Origin of the sequence: uncultured Pseudosulfitobacter sp. (assembly GCF_963976325.1) — a bacterium.
Classification (GTDB): domain Bacteria; phylum Pseudomonadota; class Alphaproteobacteria; order Rhodobacterales; family Rhodobacteraceae; genus Pseudosulfitobacter.
In genome coordinates, this window is the sequence record NZ_CAXBJW010000001.1 from 1071018 (window position 1) to 1094804 (window position 23787).

Below are 23787 nucleotides of genomic sequence, written 5' to 3' on the forward strand. Positions count from 1 at the left end.
AGGCGTCCGGGACTGGGGAACACCGGACGCCTGCCTTGATGCGCCTTAGCCTTCGTTGGGCGCGGGCAACATGCCGGCCTCGGTCGCGGCGGCCACTTCTTCGGCGTCCAGCGCGCCGTTGGCGTCCAGATCAAGCAGGGTGAACTGGTCACCTGTCATGTCGGGATAGGCGGCCTGCAACTCGTCCAATGTCAGGTAACCGTCCTGATTGGCGTCCAGTTCGGCCGCGGTGTTCGCGCTGGCGATCACGGGGGTCATGGCAACAGCGACGGCGGCGGCGAATGTTGTGAACTTGGTCATGGTGGTACTCCTTGGTAAGTCTTGGTTAACGAGGCCTCGTTGGGCGCTCATAGGGTTTGATGCGAAAACCGCCCCTTGCGTCCCTGCCCCGTCGCCCGTCACAACCCACGCGCGATACCACGCCGATCCGCGCCAAACCCTTCGGCAGCCGGTCGCCCAAAAAGGCCCCGCCTGACAGATCGGCAGAAACCCCCCGTCTGTTCAGCGCCCGCCGTGCAGGGTTAGGTCGCCCCATGACAACACATGCCCCCCTGACCCGCCTCATTCCCATGCTGACCCGCCGTGCGCGTCGGCTGACCCGGTCCCACAGCGCCGCCGACGATCTGGTGCAAGAAACGCTGCTGCGCCTGATCCAGCGCGCCCGCCGTGGTGGCCCCATCGACGACCTGCCCGCCTATGCCATGCGCACACTGACCAATCAGGCGCGCATGTCGTGGCGACGTGCATCCGACACCGAGGAGCTGGAGGAAGACCACGCCACGGTTCAACCCGAAGCCCCGATGCGGCTGGACTGCGCCGACGCCCTGCGGGTGATCGAAACACTGCCGCGCGATCAGGCCGACCTGATGCGGCTGGTCGCAGGTGGCGAAAGCTCCCCGGCGCGGCTGGCCAAGCTGACCGGCCTGCCACAGGGCACGGTGATGTCACGCCTGTCGCGGGCGCGGGCCCGCCTGCGGCGAGAATTGGAGGGGGAAATGGAGTGAGAGGGCAGCACCCGACCGCGGGCGGGCATCGGAACCGTGGTTCGTGCCACTTTATGTCTAAGCTTTGGCGTGGGGATGACGCATTGAAATACGGCGACGAAGCGCCCGCCCGTCGCACCAAAGGTGCGCCGATTGTTTTAGGCACGCCTCCGGCGTGACGGGCGGTCGGGCGCTGCCCGGCGGTGCTGTGCACCTTTGTTCCGGGCTTCGGTGACTGAAAACAAAAAGGGGGGCGCAACGCCCCCCTTTCTACTTTATCCGTTCCAGGCCCGGTCGCCCTTGGCATCCTTGACCCGTGTCGGCAGGCCGATGTCGTCCAACAGCGCGAACAGCGGCTTGGGGTCCAGTTCCTCGACATTGACCATCTTGGCCACGTCATAGGTGCCATCGGCGATCAGCATCGCAAAGGCCACGGGCGGCACGCCGGCGGTATAGGAAATGCCCTGGCTGCCAACCTCTTCATAGGCCTCTTTGTGATCGGCCACGTTATAGACGAACACTTCTGCCTCGGCGCCGTCCTTGGTGCCTTTGACCAGATCACCGATACAGGTCTTGCCCGTATAATTCGGCGCAAGGCTGGACGGGTCGGGCAACACGGCCTTGACCACTTTCAGCGGAATGACCTCAAGCCCCTCGGCCGTCACCACCGGCTGTTCGGACAGCAGGCCCAGGTTTTGCAGAACGGTAAAGACGTTGATGTAGTGATCGCCAAAGCCCATCCAGAACCGCACATCGGCCTGCGGATAATTGGCCGCCAGCGAATGCACCTCGTCGTGGCCCGACATATAGGCCTTTTGCTTGCCGACGACGGGCAGATCCCATTCGCGGCCCACTTCGAACATCTTGTTCTCCTGCCACGCGCCCTGCTGCCAGCTGTACACGGTGCCGGTGAACTCGCGAAAGTTGATCTCGGGGTCGAAGTTGGTCGAGAAATACTTGCCGTGGTTGCCCGCATTGATGTCGACGATGTCGATGGATGTGACCTCGTCCATATACTCATCCACCGCGAAACGGGCGAATGCGTTGACCATGCCGGGATCGAACCCCGCCCCCAGAATTGCGGTCACACCCGCCGCCGCGCAATCGTCGCGGCGTTTCCATTCGTAATTGCCGTACCAGGGCGGCGTTTCGCAGATCTTGGCGGGATCTTCGTGGATCGCCGTGTCGATATAGGCCACACCGGCCTGAATGCAGGCCTCAAGCACCGTCATGTTCACGAAGGGCGATCCGACGTTGATCACGATCTGTGCCCCGGTGCCCTGCAACAGGTCAACGACAGCCGCCGTATCCATCGCATCCAGCGCATGGGCTTTGAACACGCCGTCCTGTTTCATCGCGCCCTTGTCATGCACGCTCTGGATGATGGCCTCGCATTTCGAAACCGTCCGGCTGGCGATATGCAAATCCCCCAGCACATCGTTGTTTTGCGCGCATTTATGCGCCACGACCTGAGCGACGCCACCTGCGCCGATGATAAGAACATTGCGTTTCATGTATCCAAGAGACCTCTTATGTCTGGTGTTCAGGAAAGGGCTGCCGAAAAGTCGGCGTAATCGAATTCGCGCACCATGCGCAGGGTTCCGTCCAACTCGCGAATGGCGATTCCGGGCATCTTCACCCCGTTGAACCAGTTTTTCTTAACCATTGTGTAACCGGCTGCGTCCTGAAACGAAATCCGGTCGCCGGGTTGGATCGGTTTGTCGAACCGGAACTCGCCGAATATATCGCCCGCCAGGCACGACTTGCCGCAGATCATCCACGGGTGATCGCCGGTGTCGGGGCTGATTTTCGCAGGTTCGCGGTAAATCAGCAAATCCAGCATATGCGCCTCGATCGACGCATCGACAATCGCCAGGTCCTTGCCGTTGTGCAGCGTGTCCAGCACGGTCACCTCAAGCGTCGCCGCCCCGGTGATCGCGGCCTCGCCCGGCTCCAGATAGACCTGCACGCCGTTGGTTTCCGCAAACGCCTTGAGCCGCGCGGCCAGACGGTCCAGCGGATAGCCGTCGCCGGTGAAATGAATGCCGCCGCCCAGACTGATCCAGTCCATCCGCGCAATGATCGCGCCAAAGCGGTCCTCGATCAGGGTCAGCATCTCGTCGAACCGGTCGAAATCGTCGTTCTCGCAGTTGTTGTGGAACATCAGCCCGCTGATCTTGTCGGCCACAGTGGCGATCTGGTCGGGGTCATGTTCGCCCAAACGGCTGAACGGACGCGCCGGATCGGCCAGATCGAACCCCGAGGTCGACACCCCCGGATTAACCCGCAATCCGCGTGTGTGCCCTTGGGACTGTGCGTCGAAACGGGTCAGCTGGCCGATGGAGTTGAAGATGATCTTGTCGCTGTGGCCCAGCACCTCGTCAATCTCGTGATCGGCGTAAGCCACGGAATAGGCGTGTGTTTCCCCGCCGAACTTCTCGGCGCCCAACCGCACCTCATAGAGCGACGACGAGGTCGATCCGTCCATGTAGTCCGCCATGAAATCAAACACCGACCACGTGGCAAAGCATTTCAACGCCAGCAGCGATTTCGCCCCCGACGCCGCGCGCAACCACGCGATTTTCTCCATGTTTTGCAACAGACGGGATTTGTCGATCAGGTAATAGGGCGTTTGCATGGGCGTGCTCCCCTTGGTGCCGTGTCTCAAGCCGCCCACCTAAGGCGATGGGGGCGGTATGGCAAGCGGGTTGGCAAAATGTCCGCCACACAGGGCAGCGCCCAAAGTTGGATGCGCATCGGACCGCAGAATGACCAAGGCGAAAACAGGCGTGCTGTGTGCCCTTCTCATGGGCGCGCAACCTTCGGCGTGACGTCGGTGGAAACTGTCCAAACTCACGGTTGCGCAGGATGCACCTGATCGTTCTCGATCATAAGCGTCGTCAGGTCTCTCTACCCTCCAAAGCCCGACCTTGTGCCACCGGCCTTGCCAAAGCCCCCGCGTGACGCGGCGGTGGCGCGGGTCATCGGCGTTTTCCCGACGGTCGAGGTCGGGCGGACAAATTGCGAAGTGTTCAGCTTTGCCGCGCCCTGGTTGCTGGAAAAGGTGCTGGTGCGCGCGGCGTTGGTGTAGCGACCGTCGGCGTTTTTATACAGCGGCTGGGACGCAGCCATCCCCGACTTTCCACCCAACATGTTCCCGATCAGGTAACCTGCCAGCAATGGCATGAAGATACTGCCAGACCCGCCTTGTGTTGCGCTTGCTTCGGTCCCACAGGCGCCTTCGCCATGCTGCTCTTCGCAAACGGCAATGCTGTCATAGCGCGGCGCGGCCTCGACGTGCAGCGCTTCGGCCTGCGAAAAAGACGTCTCGCAATCTTGCGCGGTGAACATCCCGCCACGCGACGCTTCGTCCACACAGCTTTGCAGGTCCGGGAATGCGGCGGCGTCCACCTGTTCTTCGCGGCATCCGGCCAGCGCAAAGGCGGTCGCGCCCACGATCATAATTGCAACGCGATTCGAACGTTTGGTCATGTCAGTCGTCTTTCTGCTAGGGTCGTTTACGCAACGATATAATGGGGTTTGAAGCGGGACAGATCCTGCGTGATGCGGGACCGGTCCTCGCGCATACCTATGCCGGCGCAGGCCTGCCCGATGATCCACGCACCGACAACAGGACGAAAGCCGTCAAACTGCGGCAACGGCGCATAGGCCTGAATGATGCGTGGATGTTCGGCATAGTCGGTGTTTTTCGACTGCTCGACCACCTCGCCGGATCTGAAGATCGAAACCGACGCCCCTTCGCGCGACAGGATCGGCTTGCGCACATGGCCCGCGTCCAGTTGCGCCTCGGCGCGGGCAAAGGCGGCGGCATCGGCACCACGGTCCGGCCTGGTGTCGTTCAGATCGGCCTCGAAAAAGGCGGGCAACAGGTTTGGGTGTCCCTCGAACATCTGCCACAACACCGGCAACAGGCCCTTGTTTGACAGCACTGCCTTCCACGCGGGCTCCAGAAACAGACAGCCGGAACCGTCGATGTGGTTTGCATAGTCGTCGCGCAGCAAATCCTCCCACGGGTACAACTTGAACAAAACCGCGATCCGGCGATCTTCGTCATCCAGAAACTGGCCGTCCTTGCTCAGCGCGATTTTGTCCAGATCACAGTAATGCGCACCCAAACCAGCCTCGCGCGCGGCCCAGCCCATGGCCTCGACCGTGCCGTAATCTTCCGGATTTCCGGCCACGGCGGTAAAGTGCAAATCGCTGTCCTTCTCGAACACTTCGGCAAACCGCGCAACCAGCGCCTCGTGTATCCCGTTGAACTGGTCGGTTCCGGCGGGCAGCACCTCGGCGTTCAGCTGATCTTCTAACCATTGCCACTGAAAGGCCGCGCTTTCGTACAGCGACGTTGGTGTATCGGCGTTATATTCCAGCAACTTGGCCGGTGTTTGGCCGTCATAGGCGAAATCGAACCGCCCGTATATTTCCGGGTCGTCCCGCTTCCAGCTTTCGGCAACAAGGTCGCGGTGCGCCTCGGGGATCGCCAGTTTTTCCATCAGGCTGTCGCTGCCGATGATCTCGGCCACGGCTTCGCGGCACATCCCATGCAGCGCGGTCGATGGGTCTTCCAGATCGGTCTCGATCTGCTCAAGCGTAAAGGCATAGGCCGAAGTTTCGTCCCAATAGGGTTCGCCATGCATATCCGCAAAGGTAAATCCGACCTCTTTGGCATGGTCGCGCCAATGCGGCCGTTCAGGCAAAGTGATCTTTTTCAAACGTCTGTTCCCCCTGCGTCCCGGACAGGACTTAATCGGATTTGCCCGCGGCAACCAGAGGTGCTTTGGGGTAACTCCATTCGGGTCGGGGCCAATTGTTCCTGCGCCCTCGGATTTTCATGCGTTACAGAAAAAAGGGAGAGCCGAAGCTCTCCCCTAGTCTCGCCACTCAGGCTCAATATGTTAACCGCTCGGAAATTTTTTTGCCTGCGGCCTGAGCGTCGTCAGGGGGCGAGCGCACCCGCCCCGTGTCAAGGTGAGAAGGACAATATTCCGCCCCACCCTATCTCGTCGGGGGTCCGGCCTTTTCTGGGATGGCCGGACCCCCTGCACGTTTTCCCGCAAGGGAAACGCGATGTCATATCAGCTACAGCCGGACGTGCCGCCGCAGGTGTTGCACTTCATGCAGGTGCCGTTGCGCACCAGCGTGTAGTTGCCGCATTCGCCGCAGGCTTCGCCTTCGTAGCCTTGCATCTTCGCCTTGACCCGCGCGTCCAGGCTGACCGCGCCCGACGCCACCGCCGTGGTCGACATGCTGGCCGCCCCGCCGGTGCCGGTGGCCACTTCGGGCACCAGCGTTTGCAACGTGGCAACAGGATCGGCCATGCCGCCCTGCAACAGGGTCAGATCCTGCGGCAGACGCTTGCGCAGATAGCCGGTCGACGAAATTTGTTTCAGCACTTCCAACGACTTGCTGGCCGCACTTTCGCTGATCTCGCTCAGGTTGCTCACGCCTTCCTCGACCCCGCGACCGATGCTGTCGAACGACGCGCCTTCGGGCTGCACATGGGCCAGATCGGTGCGGTCCAGATAGGACACCGCCAGTTCGCGGAAGATATAATCCAGGATCGACGTTGCATTCTTGATGCTGTCGTTGCCCTGAACCATGCCGGCCGGTTCGAACTTGGTAAAGGTGAACGCATCGACGAACTCTTCCAGCGGCACGCCGTATTGCAGACCAACCGACACCGCGATGGCAAAGTTGTTCATCATGGCGCGGAAACCGGCACCTTCCTTGTGCATGTCGATGAAAATTTCACCCAGGTTGCCGTCGGCATATTCGCCGGTGCGCAGGTATACCTTGTGCCCGCCCACGATGGCCTTCTGGGTATAGCCCTTGCGACGCTCGGGCATCTTTTCGCGGTGCGACTTGACGATCTCTTTGACGATGATCTTTTCAACGATCTTCTCGGCCAGAACGGTGGCTTTTTCCTGCATCGAACCCGAGGCCAGTGCTTCCTCGGCCTCTTCGTCATCCTCGACCAGCGCCGACGCCAGCGGCTGCGACAGTTTCGACCCGTCACGGTACAGCGCGTTGGCTTTCACCCCCAGCGACCACGACAGCTCGTACGCCTTCTGGCAATCCTCGATGGTGGCATCGTTGGGCATGTTGATCGTCTTGCTGATCGCGCCCGAGATGAAGGATTGCGCGGCGGCCATCATGTAGATGTGGCTGTCGACGCTCAGATACCGCTTGCCCTTCTTGCCGCAGGCATTGGCGCAATCGAAGATCGCGTAATGCTCTTGCTTCAGGAAAGGTGCGCCTTCCAGTGTCATGGTGCCGCACACGTGGTCGTTGGCCAGTTCGATGTCACGCTTGGTGAACCCAAGATGGCGCAGCAGGTCGAATGTGGGATCGTTCAGCTTGGCCGCAGGAATACCCAGCACCTTGGTGCAGAAATCTTCGCCCAGCGTCCATTGGTTGAACACAAACCGGATGTCGAACGCGCTTTCCAGCGATGCGTCGATCTTGGCCAGCTCGTTGGGACCAAAGCCGTGGCCGGTCAGCGACGTGTGGTTGATGCCGGGCGCATTGCCGATGGTGCCGTGGCCCACCGCGTAGCTGACGATTTCCTCGATCTGGGCCGAACCATAGCCCAGCTTTTCCAGCGCCGCAGGCACAGACCGGTTGATGATCTTGAAATAGCCGCCACCGGCCAGCTTCTTGAACTTCACCAGCGCAAAGTCCGGCTCGATCCCCGTGGTGTCGCAATCCATCACCAGACCGATGGTGCCCGTGGGCGCAATCACCGAGGTTTGTGCGTTGCGATAGCCGTGCTTTTCGCCCAGGCTCAGCGCCTCGTCCCATGTGGTTTGCGCCATTTCGACCAGACGCATGTCGGGGCAACCAGCGATGTCCAGGGGCACGGGCTTCACCGCCAGCTTTTCATAGCCTTCGTCGTTGCCATAGGCCGCATTGCGGTGGTTGCGGATAACCCGCAGCATGTCCTTGGCGTTTTTCTTGTAGCCGGGGAACGATCCCAGCTCGCCCGCCATTTCGGCGGATGTGGCATAGGCCACGCCGGTCATGATCGCAGTCAGCGCACCACACAGCGCGCGCCCTTCGGTGCTGTCATAGGAATACCCCATGTTCATCAGCAGCCCGCCGATGTTGGCATAGCCCAGACCCAGCGTGCGGAAATCATAGGACCGCTGCGCAATCTCTTTCGACGGGAACTGCGCCATCATCACGCTGATTTCCAGCGTCACGGTCCACAGACGCGAGGCATGCATGTAATCCTCGACCTGGAACACACCGTCTTTAAGGAAGGTCAGCAGGTTCATCGACGCCAGGTTACAGGCAGTGTCGTCCAGGAACATATATTCCGAGCACGGGTTCGATCCACGGATCGGACCGTCTGCGGGGCATGTGTGCCATTCGTTCACGGTGTCGTGGTACTGAATGCCCGGATCGGCACAGGCCCATGCGGCGTGGCCCACCTGCTCCCACAGATCGCGGGCGCGGATCGTCTTGGTCACGCGGTTGTCGGTGCGGCTGATCAGTTCCCAATCGGCGTCTTTTTCGACAGCCGTCAGGAACGCATTGGTCACGCGGATCGAGTTGTTCGAGTTCTGACCCGAAACCGAGCTGTAGGCCTCGGAATCCCAGTCGGTGTCATAGGTGGGGAACTCGATGCTGGTGTGGCCCTGTTTGGCGTAATCCAGCACGCGTTTGATATAAGTCTCGGGGATCGCGACCTTTTTGGCGTCACGAATGGCCGCTTTCAGGCCCTCGTTCACCTTGGGGTCATAAGCGTCGGCCTCGGCCCCGTCCCATGCCTTGATCGCAGCGAACAGCGCATTCAGCTTCTGCTCGTGCATTTTCGAGCCTGCGACGATGCTCGCCACTTTCTGCTCTTCGATCACCTTCCAATTGATGAAATCCTCGATGTCGGGGTGGTCCGCATCGACAATCACCATCTTGGCGGCGCGGCGCGTTGTGCCGCCCGATTTGATCGCACCCGCAGCGCGGTCACCGATTTTCAGGAACCCCATCAGGCCGCTGGACTTGCCACCGCCCGACAGTTTTTCACCTTCGCCACGAAGCGAGGAAAAGTTGGTGCCGGTGCCCGAGCCGTATTTGAACAGACGCGCTTCGCGCACCCACAGGTCCATGATGCCGCCGTCACCCACCAGATCGTCGGCGACCGACTGGATAAAGCAGGCGTGCGGCTGCGGATGTTCATAAGAGGACGTCGAGCGGGTCAGCTCGCCGGTTTTGTAGTCCACGTAATAGTGGCCCTGCGCCGGACCGTCGATGCCGTAAGCCCAGTGCAGGCCGGTGTTGAACCACTGCGGGCTGTTGGGCGCCGCGCGCTGGGTCGCCAGCATGTGACGCATTTCGTCGTAATAGGTCTGCGCATCCTCTTCGGTGGAGAAATAACCACCCTTCCAGCCCCAATAGGCCCACGCGCCCGCCAGACGATCAAAGACTTGCTTGGACGAGGTTTCGCCGCCCATTTCCGCGCCGTCCGCAGGCACCGAGCGCCACAGGAATTCGGGAACGCCTTTTTCTTTTACTTTTTTGACCTTGCTGGGCACGCCGGCCTTGCGAAAATATTTCTGCGCGATGACGTCGCTGGCCACTTGGCTCCACGATGCGGGCACTTCGACGTTGTCGAGGTGAAACACGATTGTCCCGTCGGGATTGCGGATTTCGGACACGGTCGTAATGAAATCCAGCGATGCATAGGCATCTGATCCGGCTTGGGTGAACTTTCTGTCAATTTTCATCGCGCTGCCTCATATCCAGCTTTTTCAGGTTGAAACGCTGACGTTGCAGCGGTCCGCTCGGTGCAAGTGCCGGGATGAAATAGACACGTCTTTTTGCGCTGAAACCGAATGTTTCAGCCTGTGTTTCCGTCCTGAATGACGCAATTTTGTCTGTCCCAGCGTCGCCGATGTGTTCTTAGTGTTGTCCACTAAATGTTGTGGTGACCGGCGATGTCTGCACAACCTGACGTATCGACCCGCCTCGCGTCAACGAAAATTTTTAGGTTTTTTTGCCACCGGCAGCCTTGACCGACGCAGGCAATTGATCCGCCCTTGCCTTCAGGTGATTCAGTCTCGCTGCGCGGCAAAATCATCCCCAAAACTTACCCACAGGCCGCAACCGAAATTTGTGAACCTTGAGGGAAACTTAGCCCCCTCATGTGACGTTATTCATTAAGTTGTACCCAGCTTCATCCACCGTTCTGCAACGCGGCACGAAACGGTTTGTTCTCTGTGGGGATTTGTGGTCGTTTGAACGCAACTGACAAAAAAGGCACGCACATGAATCGGTTTACGGCACTTTTGCCCATCTTCTTGGCGGCCTGCGCACCCCAATATGTAGAGACTACTGTAAGCAATCCACAAGATTTGCCCGCGCGTCGTGCGTTATTTGCCCAAGACCCCACCGGACTGCACGAAGCGTTTCGGGACGCCTGCGACTCGCCCGGCGACAAATTGGCCACGCCGTCACGGGGAATCGTTCAGTGCCGCACCCTGCCCACGCCCGATTTCGCGGCCTTCTTGCTGCTGGAATATGACGGTGCGCTGAAAACCCCCACCGTGGTCATGCAAAAACAACAGCGCCGCACCGATGCGGGGCCGGAATCGACCATGATCGAATTCAGCTATTTCGCAGAGGTTCCGCAAAAGTCGGGCCAGGCGCGGCGCATCTATTACAAGGACCGCCAACTGGACCAGTTGCTGGATCAGATGATGCGCGCGGCCGGCGGCACGACCGTCGAATAAACGCGCCAAATCCGGCCCGCGCCCTGCGCGTGCCGTTCTTTATCGAAACATCGTGGGAAATATATGGTCGGGGCGAGAGGATTCGAACCTCCGACCCCCTGTACCCAAAACAGGTGCGCTACCAGGCTGCGCCACACCCCGAACCATGGGCGGTGCATAACGACCACCCCGCCGATTGAAAAGGGCAAAAACACCCAAGCTGCCCTATTCTGTGCAGGGCCATGCCGCGCCGTCGTCGGCAAAGGCCGGATGGCGCACCTGACTGCCCACTGTAATCCCCATTCGCTCGGCCAGCCCGCCGTTAATCTCAAGCGCCGCCAACAGATTGTCACCGCCGTGAATCGGCGTTTCATCCAAGGGAACAGCGCGGTGGTGGATGTTCTGCACAACGCCTTGGGCGTCGATAAAGATCATATCCAACGGGATCAGCGTGTTGCGCATCCAGAACGACATGCTGCGCGGGCTGTCGTATACAAACAGCATCCCCGCCGACTGCGCCATCTTGGGACGGTTCATCAGCCCCCGCGCGCGTTCTTCATTGTCATCTGCGATTTCAACGTTGAACCGCGCATGGCCCCAATCGCCACGCAGATCGACCGCACCGGGTGCGCAAGCCGCCCATGCCGCAGAATGTCCGAAACCAAGAATAAGACCAGCCAGTAGAATGCCGCGCATTGTCAGTCGTCCTTTGACAGCGCCGCCTCCCATGCATGAACTTCAGCGGCCATACGACCTCGTTTGCCATCTATCACCCGAATTGCCAAGGCTTCGCCCGGCTGCAAATCGGCCAATCCCGCGCGGCGCAGCACCTCGACGTGCAAAAACACATCCTCGGCACTGCCAAAAATATTGGCAAAACCGAACCCCTTGCCCTTGTCGAACCATTTGACCCGCCCCGGCTCAAGCGGCGCATCGACAACGCCAAACTCCGCCAGATCGGCCAGCGCCTGATCGCCCTGACTGGTTTCGGGAGGTGCGATCGACAAAACTTCAATCGCCTGAACACCACGTTGCGTGCTTTGCACAACAACACTGACCCGCGCCTGATCCGACACCGAGCTTTGGCCAAAGTTCCGCAACACATTCACATGCAACAGAATATCCGGCCCGCCCGTGTCCGCGACGATAAAGCCGAACCCTTTGACAGGGTCGAACCATTTGACCAAGCCGGTCAAAGTCTCAAGCTTGTGATCTTCGTCGGGCACAGAACAGTCTTTCATCTGCAAAACTATATAGTTGACGTGTTAACCAAGACTTGCACGATTTACGCACCTCTTTTCAAGCGTGAAAACCTATGGTTTTTCAATAAACTGCGTTTCACGCTGCACGAATTTCAGGGGTTCAGCCGGTCAATCTGCCACGGCTCTGACGGATTTTCGCGCCGCCACCGATAGCGATCATGCAGCCTGAAATCGCCATCCGCCCAGAATTCAATCTCGACGGGAATGATCCGGTAACCGCCCCAGAACGGCGGACGTTTGGGATTGGTGCCGTGCTGTGCTGTCACCTTGGCAACCTCGGCCATCAACGTGGCGCGGTTCTTCAAGGGTTGGCTTTGTCTGGACGCCCAGGCCCCCAGACGGCTTTTCAGCGAACGAGACGCATAATAGTCATCTGCCCGCGCCCCGTCCTCGCGGGTGACCGTGCCGCGCACCCGCACCTGACGGCGCAGCGATTTCCAATGCATCACAAAAGCGGCGGCCTTGGCCTGCTCGATCTCTTGTGCCTTGGCGCTTTCGTAATTGGTGTAAAAGATGAACGCGTCGTCGGTGATGTCTTTCAGCAAAACCATCCGCGCATTGGGCATGCCCGATGCATCCACCGTCGACAACGCAATGGCATTTGGGTCGTTGATCTCGGACGCCTCGGCCTCGGCCAGCCAGCCGCGCACCAGTGCAAACGGATCATCCCCCGCGAATTTCCCACTGCGTTCCGCCATTTTGATCCCCTTATATACCGTCACATTGATTGGCCTGCGGTCCGCGCCAACGTAACACCGGTGTAACACAGTGCGCAAAGACCGCCCGCCATGCATACCAACTCTCTTGATGGCACGGGGTCAATCGCCTAAAGGTCGCATAGTGAAGTGGCTTGAAGGCAAAGGGGTTTTTGATGGCGCATGAGCTGATGAAGGGCAAACGCGGTTTGATCATGGGCCTTGCCAATGACAAGTCCATTGCATGGGGCATTGCCAAGACACTGGCAGACGCGGGTGCAGAGCTGGCATTTTCCTATCAGGGGGACGCGTTGAAGAAACGTGTGGACCCGCTGGCCGCCTCGTTGGGCAGCAACATTGTCCTGCCCTGCGACGTGGGCGACGAAGCGTCGATAGATGCGCTGTTCGCATCGTTGAAAGACACATGGGGCAATCTGGACTTTGTGGTGCACGCCATCGGTTTTTCGGACAAAAACGAATTGCGCGGTCGCTATGTCGACACCAGCCGCAACAACTTTGCCATGTCGATGGACATTTCGGTCTATTCCTTCACCGCCGTGATGCAGCGCGCGGAAAAGATGATGACCCCCGGCAGCAGCGCCGTGACGCTGACCTATTACGGCGCCGAAAAGGTGATGCCGCATTATAACGTGATGGGCGTGGCCAAGGCCGCGCTTGAGGCATCGGTGCAATATCTGGCCGAAGATCTGGGCAAGGACGGCATCCGCGTCAACGCCATCTCGGCCGGCCCGATCAAAACGCTGGCCGCCTCGGGAATCGGTGATTTCCGGTACATCATGAAGTGGAATGAGTACAACTCGCCCCTGCGCCGCAACGTCACCATCGAGGACGTGGGCAAGGCCGCGCTCTACCTGCTCTCGGATCTGGGCAGCGGCACCACGGGCGAAAACCTGCACGTCGATGCAGGCTATCATGTGGTCGGCATGAAAGCCGTCGACGCCCCCGACATCACAAAGTGACACGCCAATGGCCCCCGAAAGCCTGCTTGCCTTTAACACGATCCTGATCGCCGCCCTGCTCAGCCCCGGGGCGGCCTTCCTGACGTCGGTGCGCATGTCCGTCAGCGCGGGCCGCGCGGCGGGGATTGCGACGGGCTTTGGGCTGGCGACGATGGCGGCGCTTTGGACCTTGGCGGCGCTGATGGGGCTGGAGGGGCTGTTCGCCCTGTTTCCATGGGCCTACACGACGCTCAAGATCGCCGGTGCGCTCTACCTGATCTGGATCGCCATCCAGACTTGGCGCCACGCCCGCGACCCGCTGGGCGATGTGTCTGTCCCGCGCGGGCGGGCGTTTCTGGCGGGGTTTGTGGTGAACCTCGGCAATCCCAAATCCATGCTCTTCGCCGGTGCGATCATCGTGGTGATCTTCCCCAAGGGGCTGGAGCCCACGCAGATCGCCCTGATCGTCGCCAACCACTTCGTGCTCGAAGTGCTGTTCTACACCGCCTGCGCCCTGCTGCTGTCCAGCGGCCCGGCCCGCGCGCGCTATCTGGCGGCCAAGCCTGTGCTGGACCGCATCGCGGCCGTGGCGCTGGGTGGCTTTGGCCTGAAACTGCTTACAGGAAAGTAATCCCATGACCGACCGCTTGCCCCACGAAAAAGGCTTTCACATCAGCTGGGACCAGATCCACCGCGACAGCCGCGCGCTGGCGTGGCGTCTGGACGGGCTTGGACCCGAAGGCGAAGCCGGCGAAAAGGGCGGCGGCTGGCGCGCGGTTGTGGCGATCACCCGTGGCGGCATGGCACCGGCCATGATCGTGGCCCGCGAACTGGACATTCGCACCGTCGACACCATCAGCATCAAATCCTACGACCATCAGGACCAGTCCGAGGCCAACGTGCTGAAGGAACCCGACGCCAAGATGATGGGCGACGGCACCGGCATCCTGATCATCGACGATCTGGTGGACAGCGGCAAAACCCTCGAGGTGGTCCGCGCCATGTACCCCAAGGCGCATTTCGCCACCGTCTATGCCAAGCCCAAGGGCCGGCCGCAGGTCGATACATTCATCACCGAGGTCAGCCAGGACACCTGGATCTTCTTCCCCTGGGACATGGCCCTGCAATATGTTGAGCCCTACCGCGGCAAGGACTGATCAAACGGTCCCTTTTCTCTGGTTCAAAAAATCCCCGCCGGAGGCACCTGCCCTCACACCCGGAGCCAACCGATGACTTTGCCACGCACCGCCACCACATTCGCCCCGCCCGTCATGGAGGCCCGCCGCTGGCTGGACGGGGTCACACATCCCGCCGACCGCCCCCTGATCAACGTAAGCCAGGCAGCACCGGTTGACCCACCGCCCCCCGCGCTGCGGCAGGCGATGGCCGATGCGGCGCTGACGAAAGACGATGCGCATCTTTATGGCCCCGTGCTGGGCATGCCCGCCCTGCGCGACGCATTGGCGGCCCAGATCAGCACCCATTACGAAGCGACGGTCACAGGCGATCACGTTGCCATTACCTCGGGCTGCAATCAGGCGTTCGCCGCCGCGATTGCGACCCTGTGCGCCGAGGGCGACGAGGTGATCCTGCCGACGCCGTGGTACTTCAATCACAAGATGTGGCTGGACATGTCCGGCGTCACCTCGGTCGCCCTGCGCACCGGTGACGACCTGTTGCCCGACGTCGACGCCGCCCGCGCCCTGATCACCCCGCGCACCCGCGCGATTGCGCTGGTCACCCCCAACAACCCCGGCGGCGTGGAATACCCCGCCGAGCTGGTCCGCGCCTTTTACGATCTGGCGGTCGAGGCAGGCATCGCGCTGATGGTCGATGAAACCTACCGCGACTTCGACAGCCGCACCGGCGCGCCGCACGCGCTGTTCCAGCAGGACGGCTGGCAGGACACCTTCATACATCTGTATTCCTTTTCAAAGGCTTACCGCCTGACCGGCCACCGTGTCGGCGCGCTGGCCGCGTCGCCTGCGCGTCTGGCCGAGGTCGAGAAATTCCTGGACACTGTCGCCATCTGCCCCGGCCAGATCGGTCAATACGCGGCCCTTTGGGGGCTGGAAAACCTGTCGCAATGGGTCGCAGGCGAACGCGACGAAATCCTGGCCCGCCGCGCGGCGATTGCCAGCGGGTTCGACGTGCTGGCGGCCCAGGGCTGGCGGCTGCTGGGCTTGGGTGCCTATTTTGCCTATATGGAGCATCCCTTTGCCGCATCCTCGGCTGATCTGGCGCCGCAACTGGTGCGCGAGGCGGGCATCCTGTGCCTGCCGGGCACCATGTTCCACCCCGACGACGACGCCAGCGGCACGCGCCATCTGCGCATCGCTTTTGCCAATCTGGATGTCGCTGGAATCGCTGAATTCTACCGCCGTCTTGCGGCGCTGGACCTGCCACGCTAGCGCGCCTCGCTGACGGCCCTTGCCCCTGCGCGGCACGCTCGCTAGACAAGGCAAACTTTTATCCGAGGACCCGCATCATGGCTGTACGCACGAAGAATATGTCGAAAACCGCCGTCTGGATTTTGATGGCCATGCTGATCCTTGGCCTTGGCGGCTTTGGCGCGACCAACCTGTCGGGCACATTGCGGACGCTGGGCACCGTCGGTGACAAACATATCGACATCGACCAATACGCGCAGCAACTGAACCAGACGATCCGCGCCTACGAGGCACAGACCGGCCAGCAGTTGTCCTTTGCCCAGGCGCAAGCCATGGGGCTGGACCAATCGGTGCTGCAACGTCTGGTCAGCCAGCGCGCGCTGGACAATGAAACCGACAAGCTGGGCCTGTCCATCGGTGACGCGGCCCTGCGCGACGAAGTGGTCCAGATCCGCGAATTTCGCGGCGTTGACGGCCAATTCGACCGCGAAGGCTATAAAATGGCGCTGGAAAATTCGGGTCTGACCGAGGCCGAGTTTGAAACCCGCCTGCGCGAAGAAGCTGCGCGCACCCTGTTGCAGGGCGCGATTTCCTCGGGCGTGGTCATGCCCGACACCTATGCCAAAACGCTGGTCGACTACGTGGGCGAAACCCGCAACTTCACGTGGTCGCGCCTGAACGCCGATGGTCTGGAAACGCCGGTGGCCGCCCCCACCGAGGACGAGATGCGCGCCTATCACACCGAGCATCAGGCCGACTACCAGCGCCCCGAAACCAAAACGATCACCTACGCCCTGCTGACCCCCGACATGCTGGTGGACACGGTCGAGGTCGATCAGGCCGACCTGCAACAGGCCTATGACGCGCGCGCCGACGAATACCAACAGCCCGAGCGTCGCCTGGTCGAACGCCTGCCTTTCCTCGATCAGGAAGCCGCAGACCGCGCCGCCGCCGCACTGGAAATGCAGGGCACCACCTTTGAACAACTGGTGCAGGACCGTGGCCTTGATCTGGCCGATGTGGACATGGGCGACATGAGCCTGTCCGATCTGGGCGCCGCCGGCGAGGCAGTCTTTGCCGGTGAGGTCGGCGATGTCGTGGGCCCGCTGCCCTCGGATCTGGGGCCGGCCCTGTTCCGCATCAACGGCGTTCTGCCCGAACACAACACGACATTCGAACAGGCCGAGCCGGAACTGCGCGCCACGCTGGCCGCCGACCGTGCCCGCCGTCAGGTCGACGTGCAGTCACGCGACTATGACGACCTGCTGGCCGGTGGCGCGACACTGGAAGAGCTGACCAAAGAAGGCGCAATGACATTGGGCACCGTCGACTGGTTCGAAGGGTCCGACGACCAGATGGCAGGCTATACCGAATTCCGCGAGGCGGCTGCCACCATCACCCAGGACGACTACCCCGAGATCGAAAACCTCAGCGACGGCGGTATCTTTGCGATGCGTCTGGACAAGGTCACCCCCGCCCGCGACGCCACCTTTGACGAGGCCCGCGACGACGTGGCCGCCGACATGACGGCCCAACGCACCGAAGCGGCGCTGACCGCCAAGGCCGAAGACCTGATGCCGCAACTGAAAGACGGCGCAGGCTTTGCCGATCTGGGGCTGGATTCGATCGAAGAGGCCGATCAGGCCCGCAACGCCTTCATCCAGAACACCCCGCGCAGCTTCGTGTCGCAGGTGTTCGAAATGGAAGAAGGCGATGTAAACCTGATCACCGGCCAAGGCATGGTCGTGATCGTGCGTCTGGATCAGGTTCTGCCCGCCGCCGACAACGCCGAAGCCACCGCGCTGCAAGCGCAACTGGTCGAGCAGATGAACCAATCGCTGTCGCAGGACATTCTGGACATCTACACCGCCGACACCACCGTGCGTGCGCGCCCGCAGATCGACCAGCGGGCCGTGCAGGCGGTTCATGTGAACTTTCCCTGACCCATGGCTTTGACACCCGCATATGACGCCTTTGCGGCCGGTTTCGACGCCGGCCACAACCAGATCGTCTATACCCGCCTGGCCGCTGACCTTGATACGCCTGTGTCGCTGATGCTGAAACTGACGGGGGCCGCCGAGAACGCATTCGTTCTGGAATCGGTCACCGGTGGCGAAGTGCGCGGGCGCTATTCGATCATCGGGATGAAGCCCGACCTGATCTGGAAATGTCAGGGCGAAACCTCGGCGGTGAACCGGTCCGCGCGCTATGACAACGATGCCTTTCAACCCATGGATGGCAACCCGCTGGACGCGCTGCGCGACCTGATCGCGGAATCCAAAATCGACCTGCCCGACGATCTGCCGCAGGCCGCCGCCGGCCTGTTCGGCTATCTGGGCTATGACACCGTGCGGCTGGTGGAACACCTGCCCGACGTCAACCCCGACCCGCTGGGCCTGCCTGATGCTGTGATGCTGCGCCCGTCGGTGGTCGCCGTATTGGACGGGGTCAAGGGCGAGGTCACGGTCGTGTCGCCCGCATGGGTGAACGACGGCCAGTCGGCGCGCGCCGCCTATGCGCAGGCCGCCGAACGGGTGATGGACGCCGTGCGCGATCTGGAACGCGCCATGCCCCGCGAAACCCGCGATCTGGGCGAGGCATCGGTCAGCGACGAGCCGGTCAGCAACTTTACCCACCAAGCCTATCTTGAGGCGGTGGAAAAGGCGCGCGATTACATCCGCGCCGGCGACATCTTTCAGGTGGTGCCCAGCCAACGCTGGTCGCAGACCTTCCCGCAGCCGCCGTTCTCGCTCTACCGCTCGCTGCGCCGCACCAACCCGTCGCCGTTCATGTTCTATTTCAACTTCGGCGGCTTCCAGGTGATCGGGGCCAGCCCCGAAATTCTGGTGCGGGTGTTCGGCAACGAGGTCACCATCCGCCCCATCGCAGGCACCCGTCCCCGTGGTGCCACGCCGGAAGAAGACCGCGCGCTTGAGGCCGATCTGCTGGCGGATCAGAAAGAACTGGCCGAGCATCTGATGCTGCTGGATCTGGGCCGCAACGACGTGGGTCGCGTGGCCAAGATCGGCACCGTGCGCCCCACGGAAGAATTCATCGTCGAACGCTACAGCCACGTGATGCACATCGTGTCGAACGTGGTGGGCGAACTGGCCCCGGGCAAGGACGCGCTGGATGCATTCTTTGCCGGTATGCCCGCAGGCACCGTGTCCGGCGCGCCCAAGGTCCGCGCGATGCAGATCATCGACGAGTTGGAGCCGGAAAAACGCGGCGTCTATGGCGGCGGTGTCGGCTATTTCAGCGCCGGTGGCGACATGGACATGTGCATCGCCCTGCGCACCGCCGTGGTCAAGGACCAGACCCTGTACATTCAGGCCGGCGGCGGCGTGGTGTACGACAGCGACCCGCAATCGGAATATATGGAAACCATGCACAAATCCGGCGCGATCCGCCGTGCGGCAGAAGATGCGGCACGCTTTGGCGGGGGCAACGGATGACAGCGCGCCCCCGATAGGACGAGGGGCCAGCCCCTCGCGCGCCCCGGGATATTCCAGAACCAGAGAAGAGACACCCGCGCCATGAGCCGCCCCCCCTTCGAGATTGCCGGAAAACGCGTTGCAGCGGGCACCAGCGGCGTGGTGGATCTGCCGGTGTCGATCCTGCCCGACCACACGCCCGTGCATATGTCGGTCAAGGTGCATCACGGCAAACGGCCCGGCCCCACCATGTTCGTGTCAGCAGCGGTGCATGGCGACGAGGTGATCGGGGTGGAAATCGTGCGTCGCCTGCTGCGCGCACCGCAACTGTCCAGCCTGCGCGGCACGCTGCTGGTGGTGCCTGTGGTCAACTCTTTCGGCTTTCTCAACCGCTCGCGCTATCTGCCCGACCGGCGCGACCTGAACCGCTGTTTTCCCGGCACGCCGTCGGGGTCTCTGGGATCGCGGCTGGCGCATCTGTTCCTGCACGAGATCGTCATGCGCTGCGATTTCGGGATCGACCTGCATTCGGCAGCGATCCACCGCACCAACCTGCCCCAGTGCCGCATCACCCCCGGCGACAAGATCACCGCCAAGATGGCGCGCGATTTCGGCGCGCCGGTGATCCTGAATTCGCCCCTGCGCGACGGGTCGCTGCGCGGCGAGGCGGCGGCGCGGGGCACGCCGGTGCTGCTGTATGAGGCGGGCGAAGGTCTGCGGTTTGACGAATTCGCCGTGCGCGCCGGTGTCGCAGGCATTCTGCGGGTGTTGCGCGCGCAAGATATGCTGCCCGCCAAGGGCATCGCCAGAGGCAAGTCGGAATCGCTGATCTGCAAGGGGTCGCACTGGCTGCGCGCCCCTGCGGGCGGGCTGTTGCGCACGTTTCGTGACACCGGCGAAGTGGTGGAAAAGGGTGACGTTCTGGCCGCCATCTCGGACCCGTTCGGTCATGTCGAGGTGGAGCTGAAAGCGCCCCACGGCGGCATCCTGATCGGCCGCGCCATCCTGCCCGTGGTGAACGAAGGCGATGCGATTTTCCATCTGGCCGAACTGGGTCCGCGCGCCGACGAAGACACCGTCGAAGACATGACCGCCCAGCTGGAAGCCGATCCGATCTTTGACGAAGACGAGATTATCTAGACGCGAGCCTCCGGGACCTATTCCCCCACCTGCGACTTCAGCAAGGCCGACACCGGGGCCAGCGCCACACGCTCGGCGCGGTCCTGCAAGCCCCACAGCAGCAAGGCCGAGATCGTATCGGGGCGCACGCGGCCCAGCATGATCACTCCACCCTCTTGATCGGCACGAAAGGCGGCCTGATCCAGAAAGCGGCGGATGACGGTGGGCGTCTGGTCGGCGCTGTCGAAATCGCGGAACACGGTGGCCGCGGGCACACCGTCGCGCACCGCCAGTTTCTGCGCCGTGTTCAGCCCCTTGGATTGCATCACGATGCCATACCCGCCGCTGCCCAGAATGCTGACCACCTGATCGGACACTGCGCGGTCGGCCTGAAAGCCGGCGCCGGTGCCTTCCAGCACACCGATGGCCTGCGGCACGGCGTTCAGCGCGGCGGCAATGGTAACCTCGGCGTCGGAGGGCGTGGCCCCCGCGGGCAGATCGACCATCGCCAGAACCTCAAGCCCCTCGGCGCGGTAGGCGGCCGATCGTTCGGCGGCGTCCGGCAGGTTGGCGTCGATGGCGAAGCTCAGCGGATAGGGAAAGCTGCGCAGGGCGGCCAGCCCCACGGTGTCGCCGCTGAGATCCGCACCGGCGTCGATCAACACGACCGACATCATCGGCTTGTCGGGGTCCACGGCCACGTCCGAGGCATAGGCGTCGATGGGGTTCTGCGCCAGCGGCGTCTCGTCAAGGGTCACTTCAGCGGCGGGCGGGTCGTCGCGGTCGACCAACGAGCCGACACGTTGTTCCATCAGCGGCGCGGGCGCAGTGCTGTCTTCGGTGCTCTCGGACGTGGCCGGAGCCTCCGGTTCAGCCACCACATCACTGCTTTGTGCGTCAGGGCTGTCTGCCTCGGGCTGTGCCGTCCCGAAACCGCTTTCGGCGGCCACTTCGGGTGCGGGCGGCTGGGCCGGTTCGGTGGAAATGCTCAGCTCGTCCGCATCGGGCTGCGCGGGCAAGGCGGCTTGCGGGCTGGGCAACACCGGTGCGTCGGTTTGCACCTGCACGCCGCTTTCCGCATCGGGGGTTGCCGGCGCATCAATGCCGCTGGTGCCGCCGGTTTCGGGGCGCACCGGCGCGTTGGTGTCTGCGTCGGCCAGCGCGGCCACATCGTCGGCCTTGGGCTCGGACACTTTGGGCGCGCCGGCCTCGGTCGCCAGATCGGCGTCACCTGCGGTTTGCGGACCATCAGCGGCCCCGGCTTCGGGCGCGGTGCCAGCAGCGGGTGCGGCCACAGCCATATCAGGCGCGGGCGGCGCATCGGCCAGAACAGATGCCAGACCTGCGGCACCGATGCCAACAACAGCGCCCACCACTGCCCCGCTCAAAAACCCTCGCGCCATAATCTGTTTGTCCCTGCCTGTTGTGTGCCCACCCTAACGGGTTTGTTGCGCCCTTGTCATCGCCACTCTGCCCAGTTCTTCGCCCCCCGCCCCTTGACGCTGGCGGGCAAGCCTGAACAAGTATGCCTCGCTTATACAGTGCAGGTGGCCTTGGCCTCCAGCCCCCTAAATACAAAGTTTGACCCATGCTGCTGCTGATCGACAACTATGACAGTTTTACCTACAATCTGGTTCACTATCTGGGCGAATTGGGCGCCGAAGTCGCGGTTCATCGCAACGACACGCTGAATGTCCAAGAGGCGATGGCGATGAACCCTGCGGGTATCCTGTTGTCGCCCGGCCCCTGCGATCCCGATCAGGCGGGCATTTGTCTGGCCCTGACCCAGGCCGCTGCCGAAACCCGCACGCCGCTGATGGGGGTATGTCTGGGCCACCAGACCATCGGTCAGGCCTTTGGCGGCAAGGTGGTGCGCGCGCCCGACATCGTTCACGGCAAGATGGGTACGATGCAACACACCGGCACCGGTCTGTTCGCGGGCCTGCCCACGCCCTTCGCGGCGACGCGTTATCATTCGCTGATCGTGGACCGTGCCACCCTGCCCGATTGCCTTGAGATCACGGCAGAACTGGACGACGGCATTATCATGGGCCTGCAACACCGCGACCTGCCGATCCACGGTGTGCAGTTTCACCCCGAAAGCATCCGGTCCGAACACGGCCACGCCTTGCTGAAAAATTTCCTGGACTTGCTAAAGGTGCCCGCATGAGTGACGCGCTCAAACCCCTGATTGACGCCGCCGCCAATGGCCCGCTGACCCGCGCGCAGGCCGAGGCCGCCTTTGCCATCCTGTTCGACGGCGAGGCGACACCGGCCCAGATCGGCGGGCTGCTGATGGCCCTGCGCACGCGCGGCGAAACGGTGGATGAATACGCGGCCGCCGCCGCCGTGATGCGTGCCAAATGCAATCCGGTGCAGGCCCCCGCGGGCGCGATGGACATCGTCGGCACCGGCGGTGACGGCAAGGGCACGCTGAACATCTCGACCGCGACGGCCTTTGTCGTGGCCGGTGCGGGCGTGGTGGTCGCCAAACACGGCAACCGCAACCTCAGCTCGAAATCGGGGGCTGCGGACGCTTTGACCCAGATGGGGCTGAAGGTGATGATCACAGCCCCCGTGGTGGAACGCGCCCTGCGCGAGGCTGGCATCGGGTTCATGATGGCCCCCATGCACCACCCGTCGATTGCCCACGTGATGCCCGCCCGCACCGAACTGGGCACGCGTACCATTTTCAACATCCTTGGCCCCCTGACCAACCCCGCAGGCGTCAAGCGCCAGCTTACAGGGGCCTACCGGCGTGACCTGATCCGCCCGATGGCCGAAACGCTGGGCCAGTTGGGCAGTGAAAAGGCGTGGCTGGTCCACGGCTCGGACGGCACGGACGAGCTGACGATCACCGGCCTGTCCTGGGTGTCGGCGCTAAACGGCGGCGCCGTGTCCGACTTTGAAATTCACCCCGAGGATGCGGGCCTGCCGGTGCATCCCTTCGACGACATCGTCGGTGGCACGCCCGAGGAAAACGCCGTGGCCTTCAACGCGCTGCTGGACGGCGCGCCGTCGGCCTATCGCGACGCGGTGTTGCTGAACGCAGCGGCGGCCCTGGTTGTGGCAGACGCCGCACCCGACCTGAAAACCGGTGCCGAAATGGCCCGCGCATCAATCGACAGCGGTGCCGCACGCGCCAAAATCGCCGCCGTGGCCAAGATCACGCAAGAAGGTTAGACCTTCGCCCACCTTCCACCTGACAAGAAAG

21 protein-coding genes and 1 tRNA gene are annotated in these 23787 nt (G+C 62.3%); 11 read left to right on the forward strand and 11 right to left on the reverse strand.

The window, feature by feature from the left end; translation table 11 throughout:
* Positions 1–45: 45 nt before the first annotated feature.
* A complete protein-coding gene (locus tag AAC077_RS05345) occupies positions 46–300 on the reverse strand; it encodes an EF-hand domain-containing protein (RefSeq protein ID WP_339767241.1) in 255 nt (84 codons plus the stop codon).
* A 269-nt stretch (positions 301–569) separates the two neighbouring features.
* Here AAC077_RS05345 and AAC077_RS05350 point away from each other — a divergent pair, with 269 nt between their 5' ends.
* Positions 570–1004, forward strand: a complete 435-nt coding sequence (locus tag AAC077_RS05350; RefSeq protein ID WP_339767243.1) for a sigma-70 family RNA polymerase sigma factor — start codon at positions 570–572, stop codon at positions 1002–1004.
* A gap of 254 nt (positions 1005–1258) precedes the next feature.
* Here the strand turns inward: AAC077_RS05350 and AAC077_RS05355 are convergent, their stop codons facing one another.
* The 5 genes from AAC077_RS05355 to AAC077_RS05375 form a co-directional block, all read right to left on the reverse strand.
* Positions 1259–2497 (reverse strand): saccharopine dehydrogenase family protein, encoded by a 1239-nt coding sequence (locus AAC077_RS05355; RefSeq protein WP_339767245.1) that lies wholly within the window; start codon positions 2495–2497, stop codon positions 1259–1261.
* A gap of 29 nt (positions 2498–2526) precedes the next feature.
* The gene (locus AAC077_RS05360) at positions 2527–3621 is read right to left on the reverse strand and encodes a carboxynorspermidine decarboxylase (protein WP_339767247.1); all 1095 of its coding nucleotides are present in this window, start codon (positions 3619–3621) and stop codon (positions 2527–2529) included.
* A gap of 272 nt (positions 3622–3893) precedes the next feature.
* Positions 3894–4475, reverse strand: coding sequence for a DUF1190 domain-containing protein (locus AAC077_RS05365; RefSeq protein ID WP_339767249.1), 582 nt, complete (start codon positions 4473–4475; stop codon positions 3894–3896).
* Between the two features lie 26 nt (positions 4476–4501).
* On the reverse strand, positions 4502–5716 hold the full coding sequence (locus AAC077_RS05370; RefSeq protein WP_339767250.1) for a glutathionylspermidine synthase family protein: 1215 nt from the start codon (positions 5714–5716) through the stop codon (positions 4502–4504).
* A 363-nt stretch (positions 5717–6079) separates the two neighbouring features.
* Positions 6080–9730: a vitamin B12-dependent ribonucleotide reductase gene (locus tag AAC077_RS05375; RefSeq protein WP_339767252.1), complete on the reverse strand. Its 3651-nt coding sequence runs from the start codon at positions 9728–9730 to the stop codon at positions 6080–6082.
* A gap of 714 nt (positions 9731–10444) precedes the next feature.
* Here AAC077_RS05375 and AAC077_RS05380 point away from each other — a divergent pair.
* Positions 10445–10735 (forward strand): hypothetical protein, encoded by a 291-nt coding sequence (locus AAC077_RS05380; RefSeq protein ID WP_339767254.1) that lies wholly within the window; start codon positions 10445–10447, stop codon positions 10733–10735.
* Positions 10736–10799: 64 nt separating this feature from the next.
* Here the strand turns inward: AAC077_RS05380 and AAC077_RS05385 are convergent.
* The 4 genes from AAC077_RS05385 to pdxH form a co-directional block, all read right to left on the reverse strand.
* Positions 10800–10876: transfer RNA gene (locus tag AAC077_RS05385), tRNA-Pro, on the reverse strand.
* A 63-nt stretch (positions 10877–10939) separates the two neighbouring features.
* Positions 10940–11410 (reverse strand): DUF192 domain-containing protein, encoded by a 471-nt coding sequence (locus tag AAC077_RS05390; RefSeq protein ID WP_339767256.1) that lies wholly within the window; start codon positions 11408–11410, stop codon positions 10940–10942.
* Positions 11411–11412: 2 nt separating this feature from the next.
* Positions 11413–11955 (reverse strand): cold shock domain-containing protein, encoded by a 543-nt coding sequence (locus tag AAC077_RS05395; RefSeq protein ID WP_339767258.1) that lies wholly within the window; start codon positions 11953–11955, stop codon positions 11413–11415.
* A 113-nt stretch (positions 11956–12068) separates the two neighbouring features.
* Positions 12069–12674, reverse strand: coding sequence for a pyridoxamine 5'-phosphate oxidase (gene pdxH, locus AAC077_RS05400; protein ID WP_339767260.1), 606 nt, complete (start codon positions 12672–12674; stop codon positions 12069–12071).
* A 173-nt stretch (positions 12675–12847) separates the two neighbouring features.
* On the opposite strand from pdxH, the gene fabI reads away from it, so the two are divergent.
* The 7 genes from fabI (at position 12848) to AAC077_RS05435 (ending at position 20594) form a co-directional block, all read left to right on the forward strand.
* Complete coding sequence (gene fabI / locus AAC077_RS05405; RefSeq protein WP_339767261.1) at positions 12848–13651, forward strand: enoyl-ACP reductase FabI; 804 nt, start codon at positions 12848–12850, stop codon at positions 13649–13651.
* Positions 13652–13658: 7 nt separating this feature from the next.
* Positions 13659–14261, forward strand: a complete 603-nt coding sequence (locus AAC077_RS05410) for a LysE family transporter (protein ID WP_339767263.1) — start codon at positions 13659–13661, stop codon at positions 14259–14261.
* A gap of 4 nt (positions 14262–14265) precedes the next feature.
* Positions 14266–14787 (forward strand): xanthine phosphoribosyltransferase, encoded by a 522-nt coding sequence (gpt, locus tag AAC077_RS05415; protein WP_339767265.1) that lies wholly within the window; start codon positions 14266–14268, stop codon positions 14785–14787.
* A 72-nt stretch (positions 14788–14859) separates the two neighbouring features.
* Positions 14860–16041 (forward strand): aminotransferase, encoded by a 1182-nt coding sequence (locus AAC077_RS05420; protein WP_339767268.1) that lies wholly within the window; start codon positions 14860–14862, stop codon positions 16039–16041.
* Between the two features lie 77 nt (positions 16042–16118).
* Complete coding sequence (locus tag AAC077_RS05425) at positions 16119–17963, forward strand: peptidyl-prolyl cis-trans isomerase (RefSeq protein ID WP_339767270.1); 1845 nt, start codon at positions 16119–16121, stop codon at positions 17961–17963.
* 3 nt (positions 17964–17966) lie between these two features.
* Complete coding sequence (trpE, locus tag AAC077_RS05430) at positions 17967–19475, forward strand: anthranilate synthase component I (RefSeq protein ID WP_339767271.1); 1509 nt, start codon at positions 17967–17969, stop codon at positions 19473–19475.
* A gap of 81 nt (positions 19476–19556) precedes the next feature.
* Positions 19557–20594 carry a succinylglutamate desuccinylase/aspartoacylase family protein gene (locus AAC077_RS05435; protein ID WP_339767272.1) on the forward strand — a complete coding sequence of 346 codons (1038 nt, stop codon included), beginning with the start codon at positions 19557–19559 and terminating at the stop codon, positions 20592–20594.
* 17 nt (positions 20595–20611) lie between these two features.
* Here the strand turns inward: AAC077_RS05435 and AAC077_RS05440 are convergent, their stop codons facing one another.
* Positions 20612–21946, reverse strand: a complete 1335-nt coding sequence (locus AAC077_RS05440) for a divergent polysaccharide deacetylase family protein (protein WP_339767274.1) — start codon at positions 21944–21946, stop codon at positions 20612–20614.
* A 215-nt stretch (positions 21947–22161) separates the two neighbouring features.
* Between AAC077_RS05440 and AAC077_RS05445 the strand changes: the two genes are divergently transcribed.
* On the forward strand, positions 22162–22743 hold the full coding sequence (locus AAC077_RS05445) for an aminodeoxychorismate/anthranilate synthase component II (RefSeq protein WP_339767276.1): 582 nt from the start codon (positions 22162–22164) through the stop codon (positions 22741–22743).
* Positions 22740–23756, forward strand: coding sequence for an anthranilate phosphoribosyltransferase (gene trpD / locus AAC077_RS05450; protein WP_339767279.1), 1017 nt, complete (start codon positions 22740–22742; stop codon positions 23754–23756). The genes AAC077_RS05445 and trpD overlap by 4 nt, the downstream gene beginning before the upstream one ends.
* Positions 23757–23787: the final 31 nt, after the last annotated feature.